Source organism: Polaromonas sp. P4_F9, from assembly GCF_056401235.1.
Genome location: NZ_JBFUJT010000006.1, coordinates 1 through 17004, shown reverse-complemented (window position 1 = coordinate 17004; position 17004 = coordinate 1). Strand labels below are relative to the sequence as shown.

Here is a 17004-nt window from a genome sequence, read left to right as displayed (position 1 = left end):
AAGTTGAAGGTCAGACCGCAAAATGCCAGGCCGCTGCAGTTTCTTCGGTCGGCGGCTGGCCCAGCGGCGTCAGCCGCGCCAGTGGCAGCGCGGCGGTGTCGTGGTTGAGCAGGGCCAGGCAATGGCGTTTGAGTGCCACAAAATGCGGGTCGGTAACCAGGTCGGCATGGCGCGGGCGCGCGAAGTCGGGGCGCAGTTCCTCAATGATGCGGCCGGGCCGCGGGCTCATGACCAGCAACCGGTCGGCCAGGAACAGTGCTTCGTCGATGTCGTGGGTGACAAAGACCAGCGTGGTGCGAACACGCGACCAGACGTCCAGCAGCAGTTCCTGCATTTTCACGCGGGTCAGGGCATCGAGCGCGCCAAACGGCTCGTCCATCAGCAGCACACGCGGGTGGTTGATCAGCACGCGGGCGATTTCCACGCGCTGCTGCATGCCGCCCGACAGTTCACGCGGGTAACGGTGCTCAAAGCCGGCCAGGCCGACCAGTTGCAGCAGCTCTCGCGCCTGCGCATCGCGCTCATGTTTGCCGAGGCCTTTCATCTTCAGGCCGAACCCCACGTTGTTGAGCACCGTCTTCCAGGGGAACAGCGTGTGATGCTGGAACACCAGACCGCGCTCAGGGGCCGGGCCGGCTATGCTCACGCCATCCAGGTCCAGTCTGCCTTGCGAGGGTTTCAAATGGCCGGCGAGCGCGCCCAGCAAGGTGGACTTGCCGCAGCCCGAGGGACCCAGCAGGCAGATGAACTCGCCCGGGGCGAAGGTCAGTGAGACATCGTGCAGCACTTCGACACCGGCGCTGCCACCAGCGTCGCCGAGCCGGATCGACACATGGTCGATGCCGATATGGCCAGTCAGGATGGCCTGGGGGTCTGAATGACTCATCGCCCATTCCCTTGCGGGCGGTACCAGGGCATCAGCCACTGGCCGGCCCGCTGGATCAGCACGCTGCTGCCCATGCCGAGCACGCCGATCACCAGCATGCCGACGATGATGTTGGCGTAGTTCTGCACGACGTAGGACTCCCAGGTGTAATAACCGATGCCGAACTGCCCGGAGATCATTTCGGCCGTGACCAGGCAGAACCAGCAGGTGCCCATGCCGATCGACAGGCCGGTCACAATGCTAGGTGCCGCACCTGGCGCGATGACCTCGGTGAACAGGCGCCAGCGCCGCGTGCCCAGGCTGCGCGCCGAGGCGATCAGCCGCGGGTCCACCCCTTCAACGCCGTGGATGGTGTTGAGTAGGATGGGAAACAGCGCGCCGACAAAGGTGATGAAGATCATGCTGCCTTCCGATGACGGAAACATCAGGATGGCTAGCGGGATCCAGGCGACGGCCGGGATAGGCCGCAGCACCTCAAGCGGCGGCAGCAGCACGTTGCGCACCCCCTGCAGGCGTCCGATCAGCAAACCCAAGCCGACGCCGAGCGCCGCTGCGAGACTGAAGCCGGCGGCGATGCGCAGCAGGCTGCTGCCCAGGTGCTGCTGCAGCTTGGGCGACTGCGCGAGGTCCCACGCCGCCTTCAGCACTTCGGGCGGCGGGGGCACGTTAGCAAAGGTGATGAATGCCAGCTTGAGCTTGTGGTTGGCCGCCAGGTGCCAGAGCAGCACGCACAGCACCAGCGACGCAGCCTGCAGCGAACGAGTGACCAGTTCAGACCGTTTCACAGCGCCGCTCAGTTTTTTGCGATATTGACAGCACCCGAACGCAGCCCGGCGTAGTCCAGCAGCTGGCCCTTGTTGGCGCGCGCATACGCGTTGGCGGCGTCTTTTTGCAGGAAGGCGCTGACCTGGCCCTTGCTGTCGCTGGCAAACCAGGCCAGCGGTGCCAGCAGTTTGATGCGGTGGATCAGGTCATGTACGTAGACGGCACGTGCGGTTTTGCCCGAGGCTTCAATCTTGCGCAGGTCGGCAAAGGCGGTTTCAAGGTTGGCGTAGTGGCGCACCTTGGGCTCGCCCTGGACCCAGATGCCGGCCACGCGCTGGAAGTCGGTGATGGGCTTGCCGGTCACATGGTCGCTGGCCTTGAGCGGCAGTTTGTCGTAGTTCTTCAGCTGGGTCTCGTAGTTGAGGCTGGCCTGCTTGAACGCGTCCCTGATGAAGCGGTCGTCAATGAAGTTGTTGACGTCCAACTCGAGATCGGTGCGGCGCAGTAGTTTGAGCGTTTCGATCGAGGTTTTGAGGGCGCCCCTGTATTCGGGCTTCCAGCTCAGGTCACGTGTCTGCAGGCCCAGCGGGCCGTGGTAGAGATAGTTGACCGGCGCTTCGATACCCGTGACTTTTTCGATCAACTCGCTGTACTTCTCGGGCTCGGCCGCGATGATGCGGTCAGCCTCGATGGCGGCGCGCAGGAAGGCGGTAACGATCTCGGGGTACTTCTTCGCATAGTCGGCGTTGACCAAGCTGCCGTGGTAGGTCGGAGCATTGGCCTGCGCACCGTCGAAAATCTTGCGCGCAAAACCCCGGTGCACAAACAGCTCGGCAAAGGGCACAAAATCGGCATGGGCCTCGATCTTGCCCGCCTGCAGGGCCGGTCCGGCCACTTCTGGGGCCTGGGTGATGATGTTCACGTCCTTCTCGGGGTCCCAGCCCTGGGCCTTGACCGCGCGCAGCAGCATGCCATGGGCGGTGGAGGCAAAGGGGACCGAGATGGTCCGGCCCTTGAGTTCGGCCAGCGAGGTGACGGGCGAATCCTTGGGCACCACAATGCCGTTGCCGCTGCCCAGCGTGCTGCCCGACAGCACGGTCAGGAAAACGCTCTTCTTGCCGGCCTTCACAAAGGCCGCGATGTTGTTGGCGCCCGGGAAGTCGGCCATGGAGCCGATATCGAGTTTGTCGGCCACCATCTCGTTGGTCAGCGGCGCGCCTGAAGTGAAATTTTTCCACTGGATGTCGTAGGTCACACCCTTGTACTTGCCGTCGCGGGGCAGGTATTTTTCGAGCAGTTTCAGCTCGCGGATCAGCAGCCCGCCGGTGGCGCAGTTGATGGTGGTGTCCTGCGTGCCGATGGCCACGCGGATCGTTTCGGCGCTGGCGCTGGCCACGGCCGTCATGGCAAAGGCCAGGGCGAACAAGGGTTTGATGATGTTTTTCATGGTGGAACGTCCTCTTTGGGTTTATCGAAGCAGGTAGGGAATGTCGACGCGCACGGCGCCGGTCGGGCAGTCTTTCTCGCAGGGCATGCAGTACCAGCACTCGTCGAACTTCATATAGGCCGTACCCTTGCTGAAGTCGATGGCCAGCACGTCGAGCGGGCAGACATCGACGCAGACGGTGCAGCCCTTGTCGGCAATACATTTCTCGGCATCAACCGTGACGGGAACGCTGTGCGGGGTGAAGGCAATAGGGGCAATTTGCATGGAGATCTCCGGGTGGTTGTTCAGGCGGCTACTTTTTCAGGCTCTGGTACGTTGACGGCCGGAATGCGCAAGCGCTGGTAAGCAGTTTTTTCGGTATCGGCAATCGGAATCACATAAGGCTCAATAGGCCGCTTGAAGCAGGCCATCTCACCCTGTGCGTTTTTCTGCAACTGCACATGAACAAACCAGTCGGCGTCATTGCGCGCGGGAAAGTCGACGCGTGCGTGGTACAGGCCCCAGCGGCTTTCGGTTCGGTACAGCGAGGCCCTGGCCGCCATCTCGGCGCAGTCACGGATGAAGTGGACTTCCATGGCGCGCATCAGCTCGTGCGGGTCACGCGCCTTGAGCTGGTCGAGATCGTGCCTGATGCCTTCAAAACGCTCTAGGCCAATCTCCATCTTGCGTGTGACCTTGGGCGGCTGCAGGTAGTCGTTGACCATGCGGCGCAGCTTGTACTCGACCTGGTTGGGCGGCAGGCCGCGCTCGCGCTGCAGCGGCGCCCAGACGCGGGCACGTTCGCGCTCGACCTGCTGGGTATCGACGGGTGCATGCTCATGCGACTCGCAAAAGCGGGCCGAGCTTTCGCCGGCGATACGGCCGTAGACAAAGGCGCCCAGCATGTAGTTGTGCGGCACACAGGCCAGGTCACCAGCGGCATGCAGGCCGGGCACCGTGGTTTCGGCGTGTTCATTGACCCAGACGCCGGAGGCGGAGTGTCCGCTGCAAAGCCCGATTTCGGAGATGTGCATTTCAACCATCTTCTCGCGGTAATTGGTGCCGCGGCCCTCATGGAAGCGACCGCGGCTGGGCCGCTCGTTGCTGTGCAGGATGGTCTCGATGGTCGAGATCGTTTCCCCGGCCAGGTGGTCGAGCTTGAGGAAGACCGGGCCGCGCCCGCCTTGCAGCTCCTGGTAGAACTCCCACATCATCTGGCCGCTCCAGTAGTCGCATTCAATGAAGCGCTCGCCCTGGTTGTTGGCGGTGTAGCCGCCGAACGGGCCGGTCACATAAGCACAGGCCGGGCCGTTGTAGTCCTTTATCAGCGGGTTGATCTGAAAGCATTCGATGCTCGAGAGCTCGGCGCCCGCGTGGTAGGCCATGCTGTAGCCGTCGCCCGCATTGGTGGGGTTTTCGTAAGTGCCGAACAGGTAGCCCGAAGCCGGCAGGCCCAGGCGGCCTGCGGCGCCGGTCGACAGCACCACCGATTTGGCGCGGATCACATGAAAGTCCGCGGTGCGGCAATCGAAAGCCATGGCGCCCGCAATGCGGCCGTCCTCGGCGGTCAGCAGACGCGTCACCACGAGCCGGTTCTCGATCTCGACACGTGTGCGCTTGAGCTGCTTGTACAGCACCTTCTTGATGTCGTGGCCCTCGGGCATGGGCAGCACGTAGCTGCCCATGTGGTGCACCTTCTTGACGGCGTAGTCGCCGGTTCCGTCGCGCTCGAACTTCACGCCCCAGCGGTCCAACTCTTCGATCATGGAAAAGCTGTTCTGCGCGTAGGCCAGCACGGTTTTCTGGTTCACGATGCCGTCGTTGGCAATGGTGATCTCGCGCACGTACTGCTCGGGCGTGGCGTGGCCGGGGATCACGGCGTTGTTGAGTCCGTCCATGCCCATCGAGATGGCGCCGCTGCGTTTGACATTGGCTTTTTCCAGCAACAACACCCGCAGCGCGGGGTTGGCCTGCTTGGCCTTGACGGCAGCCATCGGCCCGGCGGTGCCGCCGCCTATGACCAGCACATCAACTTCTCGCTCAATTGTTTCCATGATTCGTAGCCTTTGGGGTGATTCAGCCGCGATGAATGCGCAGCCGGTATTGAAAGTTGTCGGCGCGGCAGTACAGGTGTTCGTAGTCCAGCGGCGCGCCGTCCTTGCCGTGCGTGAGGCGCTCGACACGCAGTACCGGCGCACCCGGGTTGATATCCAGCAGGGCGGCGAGCTGCGCATCGGCGAGCGTGGCGTCGATGGCCAGGTCAGCATGTCCCAGCGGCAGGCCGTAGTCGCTCTCCAGGATGAGGAAGATGTCGCGGCTGGCCAGGTCTTCGCGCGCCAGACGTGCGCCGAGGTGCTCGGGCACCCAGGTGATATCGAGCGATACGGGTTGCCGATCGAGCAAGCGCACGCGGTGGATTTCGGTGACGGCCGTTCCCGCAGCAAGCTGCAGTTTTTCAGCGACTTGAGTTGTGGCAGTCACGGTGTTCAGGCGTATCAGCTTGTTGAAGGTTTCATGACCCAGCGCGCCCATGGCTTCGGCAAAACCCTGCAGGCGACCTAATTCCTGGAAGGGCTTGGGTTGGGTCACGAAAGATCCTTTGCCCGGCACCTTGACGATCAGTTGCTCTTTTTCCAGGTTACCCAGCGCCTGGCGCACGGTGATCCGGCTGACGCCGTAGTGGCTCATCAGCGCGCTCTCGGAAGGCACGCGGTCATGCGGCTGGTAGGCACCCGAGAAGATGCGGTCGCGCAACTCTTCACGAATGCGGTTGTGCAGCGTTGTTGGCCGTGTGAGCGGTGAAGGGGAGCTCACCGGATAACCGGCTGGCAGGTGCTTGGTACTTGTCATGACAGCTCATCACATTGCAAGCGATGTGCCAATGCCATGAAGGTTAGTGCATTGGTCTTCAAGCCCTTGATTTGCAAAGAGAAACAGGCAATGTCAATGCACGCTTTCGAAAGACGGGCTGTTGAAATATCAGCAGTTTGCATGTTCAAAATTCAACATATCGTTTTCGAGTTGTTGAATTTGACGCAGTTGATTCCCGGCTCGTCAGGCGAGGCATTCCTGTGAGTCGCGGTCTGAATCAAGTCAGCACATTGCGCGGCGCCTGATCACATCGGACCTGCCCCGAAAAACCGGGTTCGCCGGGCTCAACCTCACCAAAAACGCGATTGCACAGGAAGCCGCCAAGTCATCGTATGTGAACCTGCTGGCCGTGTGTGAGCTGGACGAGGACAGGCCCCGGGGGCCAAGCTGCTGAAGGCCTGCCATTCTGATGCGATCTGCAAGTTCGTCCAGGCCGAGTTCAAGGGATCGGTGCTGGCCGGTTTCTAACCGTCACGTTTTAATCCCACGCCGTACCTCAGAATGAGGTGCGGTTAACAAGCTGATGGCTGGCTTTGTGCTCCACCGGATTTTTTGCGATCTGATGCTCTTGAGACTGCTGCGGTCTCCTTGAGCGTAGCCACTGCGGCTGTGCCTTCCCATTGGCATGCCAGTCGCAACCTCTGCACGCAAGCAAGCCAACTCCATTTGCTCAGGCGTCACAGCAGCAGGCTTATTGCCTTGAGAGTTCCGCGCCACTCCCGACAACATAAAGAGAGCTTGAGTTATTCCATGCGTCAATACGGAGTAACGACGCAATCTGCAATGCTGTAGTCACGTTTTTGGACGAGCGTGCCAACACTCGGCAGGCAGCAAAACTCTGGGGCCTGACGGAAACGAGATTGGCGCGTCCGAAATAAGTAGCGCTGCGAATGACTGCTCAAGCCCGTAGCTCGCTGGGTGGAGGCATCAAGCCTTGTCTTAAAGCGGCTTTGCGCAATTCTTCAAATCAAGCCAAAAAAACGAAGAACTTCATCACCGGATGACCGATTATTGCGTCTAGAACGGACTGCTGTGATGAAAAACTATGTCCCAGATGCGCGGCGAACGATGCGTTGAATTTTGACGGCTGGTTGAGAACTGACCAGTGGCAGGGCGACGCCGGGCATCCGAACTTTTAGTTGGCCGAATTCCGGTCGCCGCACCGGTTTGACCGCCGGCTGCAGTCTGAATGTGCCTTTTTTTGGGAAATCGTAAATGAAAACGAACGCCTCTTATCTTCTTGTCGGTTTGTTGTGTTGTGTCGGCACGTCAAACCTCCAAGCGCAAGAAATTCTGGTGAAAATTGGATTTGTCGCCCCGTTGTCTGGCCCCCTGGCCCACCTCGTCTGTCGCCACCTCGTCAAGGTGCCGTGACCAGCCGCTTACCCTCATATTGCAGAAATGCGATCTTCACGCGACGGTAGGATCTTCCCAATTTCCATCAGCAGAGAGGTGACGCTACCGTGCGTGCTCGGGTTCTGGAGAACCTGACCAACCCGGATGATTTTTTGTACACGTTGGCAACGAACTAGGAGAGACGACAGATGGGCATGCTCGAATTCAATGGACAGCGCTACCTCGATGGCCGCGCGTCCGATCCGAATGAACTCGGCTGGATGCGCGGTGCACCGCCGCCTGCGGATAAGCGCATCACTTTCGAGCGCGACGAATTCCTCAATTTTCCGCAGATGCGCTGGTCGCTGTCGCACATGCGCGAGCTTGTGCCGACTGTCAACGTGTGGCGCGGGCGGGACGGGCCTGCGCTGCTCGATCGCAGCGACAAGACCGCCGACATCGACGGGCTCACCTTTGCCGACGCGAACGGGCGCGTCCGCCGTTTCGACGAGGCGCTCTACGATACCTACACGGACGGGATCGTGGTTTTGCATCGCGGGCGTATCGTGTACGAGCGCTACTTTGGCGCGCTCGAGCCACACCTGCCGCATGCGTTGCATTCGATTACGAAGACATATGTGGGCACGCTCGCCGCGGCGCTCGTGCACGAGGGCGTGCTCGATGACTCCAGGGCCCTCGCGCACTATGTGCCAGAGTTACGCGGCAGTGCATTTGAGGACGCGACGGTACGCCAGGTGATGGACATGCGGACTGGCCTCGACTACAGCGAAGACTACGACGATAAGCAGGCCAGTTTCTGGGCGCATGCGCGCGCCTGCGGTTGGCGACCTCGCCCGGTTGGCTACGGCGGGCCGCAGACTTTGTGCGACTACCTATGCACCATGCGCAAGAAAGGCGCCCACGGAGAATCCGTCGACTACAAGACCGTGAACACCGATGCGCTAGCTTGGGTGATGAACCGCGTGACGGGGCGCTCCTTCGCTCAACTGCTGCATGAACGTCTGTGGGCTCCACTCGGTTGCGAAGAGGATGGGTACATCTTCGTCGATGCCGCCGGCACGGCGATGGCCGGTGCCGGTCTGTCGGCGACGGTGCGCGATTTGGCGCGCTTCGGCGAGCTCATGCGGCGTCACGGCGAATGGAATGGAAAGCAGCTAATACCTTCGTCCGTCATAGCGGACGTGCAAGATGGCGGCGACCCGTCAAAGTACCGAGAGACGCCGGGCTGGGCGTATCGCAGCCAATGGTGCGTGACGCACGATGAGCTGGGCGCGTTTCTGGGCGGAGGCATGCACGGTCAGCTGCTCTATGTTGCGCCGAAGGCGGAGATGGTGGTGGCGCGCTTGGCATCTCACCCTGTACCGTCCAGCGCCGCCGGAAATTTTCCAATCACTCTGCCGATGATGCTGAAACTGGGACGGACATTGTCGGCATAAGCGGCAGGCGAACAGGCTAACTGACAAACCAGATAGAAGGATTGCAAATGACCCCCTAGCCCGAATGGCACTTACTTTAGCTGTTTGGCATTGAGCGACGCGCGTAAGTGCTTGAATGCAAAGGGAGGTGGCTGACCAAAGGGTCCGCCGACGGTTGCGCTGTCGATGTTCATGCGTCAGGTGCTGAAGGCCGATGGCTCGTGTCAGAAGGCGGTCAACGGCTGGGCGGCGCAGCGCGCAGCCGATGGTCTGCGCCCGTGCAGCGTTCGCACCGGCGGGTATTGTGGGGCTCGCCAGCGGCTGCCGCTGGAGATGGTCAGTGCGCTCACGCGCCAGACAGGCCGCTTGCTCAGCCAGAAGGCTCTGGCGCCATGGCTGTGGCGCGGGCGAGCGGTCAAGCTGCTGGACCGGACTATCGATGCCCGACACCCAGGAGAACCAGGCGTGCTATCCCCAGTCCAGCACCCAGGCACCAGGCGTCGGCTTTCCGCTGGCGCGACTGGTCATGGTGATTTGCCTGGCCACCGGCGCGGCGCTGGATGCGGCGATAGGGCCGCACAGCGGCAAAGGCAGTGGCGAGTTCGGACTGGTGCGCCGTCCGCTCGAAGTTTTCTCCGCAGGCGATGTGATGCTGACCGATGCCCTGTATTGCAGCTATTTCTTGATCGCCACCATGATGGGCGCAGGTGTGGATGTGTTGTTCGAGCAAAACGGAGCGCGAATCACCGACTTTCGGCGCGGCCAGTCGCTGGGCGCGCGCGAACCCCTTGTGCGCTGGCCCAAGCCCGCGGCGCGTCCAGAGTGAATGACGCCCGAACAGTACACGCGCGTTCCCGAGGAACTCACGCTGCGCGAAGTCAAAGTCGCGCACCAGGTGCTGGTCACCACGCTGCTCGATCATCGTAAGGTCAGCAAGCACGATCAGTCGGCGCTGTATGCGCGCCGCTGGAACGTCGAACTCGACCTGCGCAACCTCAAGACCACCACCGGCATGGAAGTGCTGAGCTGCCAGACGCCGCAGATGAATGAACAGCAGCTGTGGGGCCATCTGCTCGCTTACAACGTGATCCGACTGCTCATGGCGCAGGCTGCCTGCAATGCCGGGATAGACCTGCGCAGCCTGAGCTTCAAGCACACGGTGCAACTGTGGACCGAGTGGGTGGCGCGAGGACTTTCTGCCACGAAGGATTGCCAGTGACTGTTCACGTTGAGCGCTCAATGCCGGGTTGGCCATCGACCCGGACGCATCGAGCCGCGAATGCGAAAACAAAAGCCAAAACCCTACCCTTGATTGAAGGTACCGCGCGACCAGGCTCGCCGACATGTAGAGAAGCATGGTCATGCATACGAGCCAAAGTAAGTGCCATTCGTCTTAAGGCGGTTTTGCGCAATTCTTCAAATCAAGCCAAAAAAACGAAGAACTTCATCACCGGATGACCGTTTATTGCGTCTAGAACGGACTGCTGTGATGAAAAACTATGTCCCAGATGCGCGGCGAACGATGTGTTGAGTTTTGACGGCTGGTTGAGAACTGACCAGTGGCAGGGCACTCATTTGACGCCGGGCATCCGAACTTTTAGTTGGCCGAGTTCCGGTCGCCGCACCGGCTTGGCCGCCGGTTGCACTCTGAATGTGCCTTTTTTTGGGAAACCGTAAATGAAAACGAACGCCTCTTATCTTCTTGTCGGTTTGTTGTGCTGTCTCGGCATGTCAAACCTCCAAGCGCAAGAAATCCTGGTAAAAATTGGATTTGTCGCCCCGTTGTCTGGCCCCCTGGCCCACCTTGGAAAAGACAACTCGAACGGAGTACGCATGGCCATGGACGACATGCTCGCCAAAGGCGTTGCGATTAATGGCCGAAAGGTTAAATTCGAGCTGGTGTCGGAAGATGATGCGGCCGATCCAAAGCAGGCGACTGCAGTTGCGCAGAAGCTTTGCGATCTGAAGGTCAATGGAATCATCGGGCATATGAACTCGGGCACAACCATCCCTGCTTCCCGGATCTATAACAACTGCGGTATTCCACACATCACAGCATCGGCGACCAACCCCAAGCTGACGGAGCAGGGCTTCAACACCACATTCCGAATGTTGGCCAACGACAATGCGCTCGGCGTTGGTGTTGCCATCTATACGGCAAAAACGCTGAAGCTCAAGAAAGTCGCATTGATCGATGACCGCACGACTTACGGACAGGGAATAGCTGATGTGTTCCGGCGCGCGGCCACTGAAAATGGACTTGAAATTGTCAGTGCCGAGTACACAACCGACAAGAGTGTGGACTTCTCTAGCATCCTGACCAGCATCAAGGCGAAAGCGCCGGAGGCCATCTTCTTTGGCGGAATGGATTCGCAAGCCGGTCCTATGCTGCGTCAAATGCAGCAACTGGGCCTGAATAAGGTGAAGCTGCTTGGCGGAGACGGCATCTGCACCGAGAAAGTGTTTGAACTCTCTAGCGGTGCGTCCACCGTGGACAACATTATCTGCGCCGAGGGCGGTGTGTCGCTTGAAAAGATACCTGGCGGCCTCGCTTGGAAGGCACGATATGACGCCAAATATCCGGGACAGTTTGAAATATATTCACCCTATGCCTACGACGCCACGATGATTCTGGTCGATGCGATGGTCCGTGCGGGCTCGATTGATCCGAAGGTGTACCTGTCTGCTCTGCAAAAGACCAACTACAAGGGCATTACCGCAAACGTGGCATTCGAGGCTAATGGCGAGATACGCAACCCGAGCATCACGGTGTTCAAGTTCGTGCAAGGCAAGAAGATCCCCATGTAACTCAGTGGCTGGCCGCTGTCCATGGAAATGTCGGAACTCCGACGAAATCTGGCAGCGGCCTTGCGGTGAAATGCGCTTAGAGCGGAAGAGTGAATCCTTCTTTGACTTTGTCCATCACGACGTGGGTTGTGAAGCTCTTGATGTTGGCGTCGGTCAGAAAGGCTTTCCGTGTGAAGGCTTCGAAGTCCACCATATCGCGCGCTGTCACCACAAGGATGAAGTCAAGTTGCCCGGTGACGTAGAAGCATTGCTGAACGTTCGGGAGAAGCAACATGCGCTTTTTGAATTGGTCGATCTGTTCTGCTCTTTCATGCTCGACATCGACGCCGACGACGCACGTGATCGGATAGCCAAGCTTAGCGGCATCTAAATGCGCAATCTCACTCTTGATTATTCCCATCGCACGTAGTCGCTTGATGCGGCGTTGCACGGACGCTGGCGACAAGTTAACCAACTCGCCAAGTTTTTCGGAAACTATTTTTGTGTTCAGGTGATAGTGCTTGAGGATGGCGCGGTCAAAGTGGTCGAGCTGCGATGGCTCGTCGTCTATGGAAATTTTTTGTTCGTTCATTGGAGGCCGTTTTGTTTGGTTATCACTATTGATAGTGCGTTTCCCGATCGTGTACCAGCCGCTGACTCAGCGGCCTCATCCTAATCTTACTCACGCTATGTGTGATTTTTCAAGTACATCCCCTAAAAGAAAACTCTGCGCGTTAGTCAATAGCACTCAGCGGAGAAAAACCATATGTTGAGCCAGGCGCGCGACATTCTCCAAAAGTTGGTTGCTTTTCCTACGGTTTCGAGCGAAAGCAATCTTGAGCTGATCCGCTATTGCCAGGCTTGCCTCGCGGATGCTGGTGTCGAGTCGCACATTCTGACTTCAGATGATGGAAAGAAGGCTAGCTTGTACGCCACCATTGGGCCGGCAGTTGCGGGCGGCGTGGTGCTTTCAGGGCACACGGATGTTGTGCCGGTCGAGGGCCAGGTCTGGGAGTCAGATCCTTGGGTTCTCACGGAGCGGGACGATAAGCTTTACGGACGCGGCGCAGCCGATATGAAAGGGTTCATTGCGCTGGCGCTGGCCGCCGCGCCACTGTTCCAGCATGCCGGACTTTCACGTCCGGTTCACCTTGCTTTTTCGTACGACGAAGAAGTGGGTTGTCTTGGCGGAAAGCTTTTAGTGAGCGAGTTGGCTGGCAAGATCGCGCGGCCAGCAGCGGTCATCGTGGGGGAGCCCACTCGCAACCAGATCGCTAACGGCCACAAGTCGTATACAGAACTTCTGACAACCATCCACGGGCACGCGGTCCATTCAGGGCGCAGTGACCTTGGTGCGAGCGCCGTGACGGCGGCAGCCCAACTGGTTAGTTGGCTTGATCGTCTCGAGCGGCATAACGCGCTGCGTTCTGCCCCTGGTGAACGCGGCTTCGAGCCCTCCTACACCAGTCTGCATTGCGGTGTTTTTCACGGAGGCATAAATGCTTCAACAGTCGCAGATCTGGCGAATTTCACGACAGATATACGTGCTGTTCCCTGGGAAAGCGCTAGCGACTATCTTCATCGCTACGAAACCTACGCACGCGATGTCGTTGAGCGTCGATTGATCTCTCGGCACCCAGGATGCCGGATCGACATCTCGGTTATTGCAGATGTCCCGGGTCTGCTACCCGAAACCGACGGTGTTGCCGAGGCACTGGCCTTGCGACTCTCCGATGGGGCATCCGTTCGCTCGGTGGCATATGGCACCGAAGCCGGGCTCTACCAGGCGGCTGGTTGGTCGACTGTCGTTTGTGGACCCGGTGACATTCTGCAGGCCCACAAGCCCGACGAATTTATCGAACTGTCCCAATTATCGGAGGCGGCGACGATGCTGCAACGCCTGATTGACGTTCTCAAATGAGTTCTAAGAAATCCATTCAATCAAGAACGGTAATCCATCTCTCATTCACTTTTTTTGAAAGGTAAGACAACATGTCCATTGAAACTCAAGCCGCGCCACGCGCTGGCTCATCGAGCCAAAAATTCCCGCTCATTGAAGCCAGGCATCATGATCCCCACGGCTATCCAGCGGGCGTCTCGTTTCTCGACGGCCAATACCTGCCGATGTCTGAAGCCAAGCTGTCTGTACTGGATTGGGGGTTTTTGCACTCAGACGCCACCTATGACACTGTCCACGTGTGGGATGGAAATTTCTTCCGGCTGGACTTGCATTTGGATCGGTTCTTCGGGGGGATAGAGCGCTTGCGGATGAAGCTGCCTTACAGCCGCGAAGAAGTCGCCTCCATTCTCAAGAACTGTGTTGCGCTGTCCGGCCATCGTTCGGCCTATGTCGAGATGATCTGCACCCGGGGTGGATCACCGAGTTTTAGCCGCGACCCGCGCGATGCGGTCAATCGTTTTATGGCTTTTGCCGTACCATTTGGCTCGGTGGCTAACAAAGAGCAGATGGCTCGCGGACTGCATATTGCGATCAGTCAGGTTGTCCGAATCTCGCCGCGGTCTGTGGATCCACAGATCAAGAACTATCACTGGCTTGATCTCATCAAGGGTCTGTACGACGCATACGACAAAAAAGCAGAAACCGCTTTGATTCTCGACGAGAACGGAAATGTGGCTGAAGGACCAGGTTTCAATGTGTTCTGCGTCCGAGAGGGAGCGCTGCGAACGCCCGCGAAGGGAGTTCTTCCCGGAATCACAAGAAGGACGGTATTTGATCTGTGCGTTGAACTGAATATTCCTGCAGCCGCTGTTGATGTTAGCGTCGGGGAGTTGAAGCAAGCTGACGAAGTATTCATCACGTCGACCGCTGGCGGCATCATGCCAGTCACGCGCATCGATGGTGGGTCAGTTGGGTCTGGCCAGGTTGGTGAGATTACCAAGCGACTGACCACGGCGTATTGGGACAAGCACAAGACTGGGCCATGGAGCACGCCGGTAGAGTATCCAAGCGATGCCAAGGATTCGAGCCCCACAAAGAGCACGCCTGCGCCATGACGGATGCTATGGAATCGTTGCTTGCGCGGTTGACGGCCAAGACCGTTGAGCTCGAGGCGCATGGCCTTTACAAGAAAGAATGGCCTATAGAAAAGCGCCAGGGGGCAGAAATTGAGCTTCGTGGCGAGGCCAAGCGGCCATTTTTGAATCTGTGCGCAAACAACTACCTAGGCCTGGCTGGAGATTCGCGCATTGAAGCTGCCGCCATTGCCGGTATTCAACGGTACGGCTTTGGCATGGCCTCCGTTCGCTTTATAAGCGGCACACACCAGGTGCACATGGATCTGGAGAAACAACTCAGCGCTTACCTGCGGACTGAAGATGCCGTGTTGTTCGRATCTTGCTTTGACGCCAATACTGGACTGTTTGAGACCATTTTGGGTGAAGAGGACGCGATCGTGAGCGATTCGCTGAACCATGCAAGCATCATCGACGGCGTGCGCCTATGTAGGGCAAATCGGTTTCGGTTTGAGAACAACGATATGCAAGACCTGCGTCGGGCTCTCAAGGCCGCAAAGGGCGCACGAACAATTTTGGTTGTGACCGACGGCGTTTTTTCCATGGACGGGATCGTGGCAAATCTTCCCGCAATTTGCGACCTGGCCAAAAGCCACGGCGCATTGGTGATGGTCGATGATTCGCATGCGGTTGGTCTTTTAGGACCTGAAGGTCGCGGAACGCCGACGCTACACGGAGTTGAGGATCAAGTCGACATACTGACGGGAACATTTGGCAAAGCGCTCGGTGGGGCGTCCGGTGGCTATGTCGCTGGACGCCGCGAGTTGATCGGATGGCTGCGGCAGACAGCGCGGCCATATCTGTTTTCCAATGCGCTCATGCCGGCGATATGTTCAGCAACGATCGAAGCGATCAATCTTGCAAAAAACGGCGAGAGCTTGCGTTCCAATCTCCGTGCGCGCACTCAGCAACTCCGAACCGGCCTGAGTAAATTGGGTTTTGTTTTGGGTGGTGTAGATCACCCCATCGTACCGGTAATGCTGGGTAGCGCTCAGTTGGCGACGGCGATGGCTCGCTATTTGAGCGAGCAGCGAGTCTTCGTAGCAGCTTTTAGTTATCCGGTAGTGCCTCACGGCAAAGCACGACTTCGTACGCAGGTCAGCGCAGCCCACACGTCAGAGCACATCGAGTTCGCTCTTGAGGCTTTTTACGAGGCCAAAAGATTTCTTTTCTTGCCCTAGGCTGAAAAATATGTGGACCGGAATATCTCTCGAGAGCATGTAGTCGCGTCTGTGCATGATCCTGACTTTTGGGTCATCATGCAAAGCGCTCCCTGCAAGTTCAAGGAGATTTTTACCACCAGTCTCGATGATTTGAGAGGCTGCAGTGTGGTAGCTGCCATCGACGAGTACATTGCTCTGCGCAACACCAACCCCAAACCCTTCATATGGACCAGGACTGCTCGCGGCATCCTGCAGAAGGTCATTCGCGCCAATAGCCGTTTAAGTTCCAAACAGAATGCAACACTGCACTAGAAGGGCTTATGGACGAAGCCATCGACTCTAGAATTGACGGCTTCGGTGCCAAGGCTGCCATTCACCCATCTCACTGCAGCGTCATCAACGAGGCGTTCGAGTCAACGCAGGCAGAAGTCGCTTGGGCCAAAGAGTACTAGATGCGCGTCGGTGTCGACCTCTGGCGGAGTAGTAACGCTAGATGGGATGATGATCGACAAGCCCCACGAGGTTCAGGCCCGCCGCATTCTCGCAAGCGCTCGCCAGCAGGAAAAGTAGTATCACTGCGGCCAGCGGTCGGCACGCATATGGGCAAAGGATCCCCTGACTGTTCTAATTGCTAACCGAGTGACTTGACGGAGGTCGATTTAGCGGGCTGGTGGATGCGGACTTCGCGCAGGGCAGCTCACTGCCTTGCTTGCTGGCGAAGTGGATATGGTTATCGGCTGCTTGCCGACCGTTGTGAACCATGCGAGGACGGGGCAGGCGAACATTGTCGCCATCGCCAGCAAAGCGCCCGTTCCGCAGCTTCCTAGCGTGCCGACCGTTGATTCTATTCTTTCGGGATACTTCGCGCAGTCCTGGATCGGCCTGGTCACGCCTGCGAAGTTGCCTATGGATGTGTTCCAGAAGATTCAGACGGCGCTCTCGAAGACGCTAGCGGATCCGGACCCCCGGTTCAGGCTTCATCATCACTAAGGTGGCAGATCGCTGTCGCAAAGGCTACAGCCCCGCGGGCGGCTTTTTCACGCGGCTCTTTCCTACATTGGAGTGACCTTGGCCAGAGACCCTGGCCTGCCCGTACGCGGCCAAGAGCATCCGAAGAAAGCTTCGATACACGGCCTCCAAACGAGAAAAATCAAGTGCGTCCATGGTCGTCAACCCGGCACAGTTAATGATGTTTACCAATTGAACGCAGATCTCCTGCGCTGGGGCGTCGGATCGCAACTCGCCGACCTGAATAGCCTGGTTCAAGCCGATCAGGACAGCGTCGGCGAGGTCCTTGGAGAA

The 17004-nt window shown here is 58.6% G+C and carries 16 protein-coding genes and 1 pseudogene; 9 read left to right on the top strand and 8 right to left on the bottom strand.

The features are described from left to right. Nucleotides 1-10 precede the first annotated feature (10 nt). The 6 genes from AC1DUB_RS07005 to AC1DUB_RS06980 are packed head-to-tail and all read right to left on the bottom strand — an operon-like array spanning nt 11 to nt 5927. Nucleotides 11-886, bottom strand: coding sequence for an ABC transporter ATP-binding protein (locus AC1DUB_RS07005; protein WP_477728915.1), 876 nt, complete (start codon nt 884-886; stop codon nt 11-13). Next, entirely contained in the window at nt 883-1671 is a 789-nt protein-coding gene (locus AC1DUB_RS07000; RefSeq protein WP_477728914.1) for an ABC transporter permease, read from the bottom strand. The genes AC1DUB_RS07005 and AC1DUB_RS07000 overlap by 4 nt, the downstream gene beginning before the upstream one ends. A gap of 8 nt (nt 1672-1679) precedes the next feature. Beyond that, on the bottom strand, nt 1680-3098 hold the full coding sequence (locus AC1DUB_RS06995; RefSeq protein ID WP_477728913.1) for an ABC transporter substrate-binding protein: 1419 nt from the start codon (nt 3096-3098) through the stop codon (nt 1680-1682). A 21-nt stretch (nt 3099-3119) separates the two neighbouring features. Next, nucleotides 3120-3362: a 4Fe-4S dicluster domain-containing protein gene (locus AC1DUB_RS06990; protein ID WP_477728912.1), complete on the bottom strand. Its 243-nt coding sequence runs from the start codon at nt 3360-3362 to the stop codon at nt 3120-3122. A gap of 20 nt (nt 3363-3382) precedes the next feature. Beyond that, entirely contained in the window at nt 3383-5131 is a 1749-nt protein-coding gene (locus tag AC1DUB_RS06985) for a fumarate reductase/succinate dehydrogenase flavoprotein subunit (protein ID WP_477728911.1), read from the bottom strand. A 22-nt stretch (nt 5132-5153) separates the two neighbouring features. Continuing rightward, entirely contained in the window at nt 5154-5927 is a 774-nt protein-coding gene (locus AC1DUB_RS06980; RefSeq protein ID WP_477728910.1) for a GntR family transcriptional regulator, read from the bottom strand. Nucleotides 5928-7163: 1236 nt separating this feature from the next. Here AC1DUB_RS06980 and AC1DUB_RS06975 point away from each other — a divergent pair. The 4 genes and pseudogenes from AC1DUB_RS06975 (at nt 7164) to AC1DUB_RS06960 (ending at nt 11527) form a co-directional block, all read left to right on the top strand. Then, nucleotides 7164-7322 carry a hypothetical protein gene (locus AC1DUB_RS06975; RefSeq protein ID WP_477728909.1) on the top strand — a complete coding sequence of 53 codons (159 nt, stop codon included), beginning with the start codon at nt 7164-7166 and terminating at the stop codon, nt 7320-7322. Between the two features lie 170 nt (nt 7323-7492). Further along, the gene (locus AC1DUB_RS06970; protein WP_477728908.1) at nt 7493-8740 is read left to right on the top strand and encodes a serine hydrolase domain-containing protein; all 1248 of its coding nucleotides are present in this window, start codon (nt 7493-7495) and stop codon (nt 8738-8740) included. A 144-nt stretch (nt 8741-8884) separates the two neighbouring features. Beyond that, nucleotides 8885-10100 (top strand): annotated as a pseudogene (locus tag AC1DUB_RS06965) (IS4 family transposase); the annotation flags it as partial. Nucleotides 10101-10447: 347 nt separating this feature from the next. Then, nucleotides 10448-11527 (top strand): branched-chain amino acid ABC transporter substrate-binding protein, encoded by a 1080-nt coding sequence (locus tag AC1DUB_RS06960; RefSeq protein WP_477729080.1) that lies wholly within the window; start codon nt 10448-10450, stop codon nt 11525-11527. A gap of 76 nt (nt 11528-11603) precedes the next feature. Here AC1DUB_RS06960 and AC1DUB_RS06955 read toward each other — a convergent pair whose 3' ends face one another. Beyond that, nucleotides 11604-12098: an Lrp/AsnC family transcriptional regulator gene (locus AC1DUB_RS06955; protein WP_477728907.1), complete on the bottom strand. Its 495-nt coding sequence runs from the start codon at nt 12096-12098 to the stop codon at nt 11604-11606. A 174-nt stretch (nt 12099-12272) separates the two neighbouring features. Here AC1DUB_RS06955 and argE point away from each other — a divergent pair, with 174 nt between their 5' ends. The 5 genes from argE (at nt 12273) to AC1DUB_RS06930 (ending at nt 16692) form a co-directional block, all read left to right on the top strand. After that, the gene (gene argE, locus AC1DUB_RS06950; RefSeq protein WP_477728906.1) at nt 12273-13427 is read left to right on the top strand and encodes an acetylornithine deacetylase; all 1155 of its coding nucleotides are present in this window, start codon (nt 12273-12275) and stop codon (nt 13425-13427) included. 71 nt (nt 13428-13498) lie between these two features. Then, nucleotides 13499-14521: an aminotransferase class IV gene (locus AC1DUB_RS06945; protein WP_477728905.1), complete on the top strand. Its 1023-nt coding sequence runs from the start codon at nt 13499-13501 to the stop codon at nt 14519-14521. An 8-nt stretch (nt 14522-14529) separates the two neighbouring features. Continuing rightward, nucleotides 14530-15720, top strand: a complete 1191-nt coding sequence (locus AC1DUB_RS06940; RefSeq protein WP_477728904.1) for a glycine C-acetyltransferase — start codon at nt 14530-14532, stop codon at nt 15718-15720. A gap of 302 nt (nt 15721-16022) precedes the next feature. Then, complete coding sequence (locus AC1DUB_RS06935; protein ID WP_477728903.1) at nt 16023-16154, top strand: hypothetical protein; 132 nt, start codon at nt 16023-16025, stop codon at nt 16152-16154. 253 nt (nt 16155-16407) lie between these two features. Next, on the top strand, nt 16408-16692 hold the full coding sequence (locus tag AC1DUB_RS06930) for a tripartite tricarboxylate transporter substrate-binding protein (RefSeq protein WP_477728902.1): 285 nt from the start codon (nt 16408-16410) through the stop codon (nt 16690-16692). A gap of 24 nt (nt 16693-16716) precedes the next feature. Here the strand turns inward: AC1DUB_RS06930 and AC1DUB_RS06925 are convergent. Continuing rightward, nucleotides 16717-17004, bottom strand: a 288-nt coding sequence (locus tag AC1DUB_RS06925) for a hypothetical protein (RefSeq protein ID WP_477728901.1), incomplete at its 5' end; no start/stop codon positions are given.